Raw genomic sequence first — 3,132 nt, 5'->3', positions numbered from 1 at the left:
GACCCATTATTGGTGTTAGTATTATTCTGATCCACAGTCACACTCGCAGTATTAATAACTGTACCATTACCAATAATAACAACAGTAATACTCAAAGCAACACTCTCACCAGCACCAAGAGACCCAACAGTCCAAACACCAGTATTATTATCATAAGAACCATTACTACCTACAAAACTCAAAACAGTAGCATTCAACAAATCAGTCACAAACACACCAGTAGCATTACCAGAACCGTTGTTAGACACAGTAATAGTATAAGTAATAATATCACCAATATTCGCTGATCCAGTAGTGTTAGAAACCTTAACAACACTCACATTAACATTATTATTCACATTAATAGTTTCATTATCAGACCCATTATTGGTGTTAGTATTATTCTGATCCACAGTCACACTCGCAGTATTAATAACTGTACCATTACCAATAATAACAACAGTAATACTCAAAGCAACACTCTCACCAGCACCAAGAGACCCAATAGACCAAACACCAGTAACATTATCATAAGAACCATTACTACTTACAAAACTCAAAACAGTAGCATTCAACAAATCAGTCACAAACACACCAGTAGCATTACCAGAACCGTTGTTAGTCACAGTAATAGTATAAGTAATAATATCACCAATATTTGCAGTGCCAGTAGTGTTAGAAACCTTAACAACACTCACATTAACATTATTACTCACATTAATAGTTTCATTATCAGACCCATTATTGGTGTTAGTATTATTCTGATCCACAGACACACTCGCAGTATTAATAACTGTACCATTACCAACAATAACAACAGTAATACTCAAAGCAACACTCTCACCAGCACCAAGAGACCCAATAGACCAAACACCAGTAACATCATCATAAGAACCATTACTACCTACAAAACTCAAAACACTAGCATTCAACAAATCAGTCACAAACACACCAGTAGCATTACCAGAACCATTATTAGACACAATAATAGTATAAGTAATAATATCACCAATATTCGCTGACCCAGTAGTGTTAGAAACCTTAACAACACCCACATTAACATTATTACTCACATTAATAGTTTCATTATCAGACCCATTATTGGTGTTAGTATTATTCTGATCCACAGACACACTCGCAGTATTAATAACTGTACCATTACCAACAATAACAACAGTAATACTCAAAGCAACACTCTCACCAGCACCAAGAGACCCAATAGACCAAACACCAGTAACATTATCATAAGAACCATTACTACCTACAAAACTCAAAACACTAGCATTCAACAAATCAGTCACAAACACACCAGTAGCATTACCAGAACCATTATTAGACACAATAATAGTATAAGTAATAATATCACCAATATTCGCTACTCCAGTAGTGTTAGAAACCTTAACAACACCCACATTAACATTATTACTCACATTAATAGTTTCATTATCTGATCCATTATTGGTGTTAGTGTTATTCTGATCCACAGTCACACTCGCAGTGTTAGTAACTGTACCATTACCAATAATAACAACAGTAATACTCAAAGCAACACTCTCACCAGCACCAAGAGACCCAACAGTCCAAACACCAGTAACATTATCATAAGAACCATTACTACCTACAAAACTCAAAACACTAGCATTCAACAAATCAGTCACATATACACCAGTAGCATTACCAGAACCGTTATTAGTCACAGTAATAGTATAAGTAATAATATCACCAATATTCGCTGATCCAGTAGTGTTAGAAACCTTAACAACACTCACATTAATATTATTACTCACATTAATAGTTTCATTATCAGACCCATTATCCACATTAGTATTATTCTGATCCACAGACACACTCGCAGTATTAATAACTGTACCATTACCAACAATAACAACAGTAATACTCAAAGCAACACTCTCACCAGCACCAAGAGACCCAATAGACCAAACACCAGTAACATTATCATAAGAACCATTACTACCTACAAAACTCAAAACACTAGCATTCAACACATCAGTCACAAACACACCAGTAGCATTACCAGAACCGTTGTTAGACACAATAATAGTATAAGTAATAATATCACCAATATTCGCTACTCCAGTAGTATTAGAAACCTTAACAACACTCACATTAACATTATTACTCACATTAATAGTTTCATTATCTGATCCATTATTGGTGTTAGTGTTATTCTGATCCACAGTCACACTCGCAGTATTAATAACTGTACCATTACCAATAATAACAACAGTAATACTCAAAGCAACACTTTCACCAGCACCTAAATCACCAATAGACCAAACACCAGTAACATCATCATAAGAACCATTACTACCTACAAAACTCAAAACACTAGTATTCAACACATCAGTCACAAACACACCACTAGCATTACCAGAACCATTATTAGTCACAGTAATAGTATAAGTAATAATATCACCAATATTCGCTGACCCAGTAGTATTAGAAACCTTAACAACACTCACATTAACATTATTACTCACATTAATAGTTTCATTATCAGACCCATTATCCACATTAGTATTATTCTGATCCACAGTCACACTCGCAGTATTAATAACTGTACCATTACCAATAATAACAACAGTAATACTCAAAGCAACACTTTCACCAGCACCTAAATCACCAATAGACCAAACACCAGTAACATCATCATAAGAACCATTACTACCTACAAAACTCAAAACAGTAGCATTCAACAAATCAGTCACATATACACCAGTAGCATTACCAGAACCGTTGTTAGACACAGTAATAGTGTAAATAATAATATCACCAATATTCGCTGATCCAGTAGTGTTAGAAACCTTAACAACACTCACATTAACATTATTACTCACATTAATAGTTTCATTATCAGACCCATTATCCACATTAGTATTATTCTGATCCACAGTCACACTCGCAATGTTAATAACTGTACCATTACCAATAATAACAACAGTAATACTCAAAGCAACCGTTTCACCAGCACCAAGAGACCCAATAGACCAAACACCAGTAACATTATCATAAGAACCATTACTACCTACAAAACTCAAAACAGTAGCATTCAACAAATCAGTCACATATACACCAGTAGCATTACCAGAACCGTTGTTAGACACAGTAATAGTGTAAATAATAATATCACCA

1 protein-coding gene is annotated in these 3,132 nt (G+C 34.5%); it reads right to left on the bottom strand.

Annotated features, from left to right (window positions below):
- Nucleotides 1–3,132, bottom strand: a 3,132-nt coding sequence (locus tag MBFIL_RS03630; RefSeq protein ID WP_066971599.1) for a beta strand repeat-containing protein, incomplete at both ends; no start/stop codon positions are given.

Source organism: Methanobrevibacter filiformis, assembly GCF_001639265.1.
Taxonomy (GTDB): Archaea; Methanobacteriota; Methanobacteria; order Methanobacteriales; family Methanobacteriaceae; genus Methanacia; species Methanacia filiformis.
The sequence above is the reverse complement of the archived record's forward strand: the minus strand, read 5'-3'. Positions and strand labels throughout refer to the sequence as shown.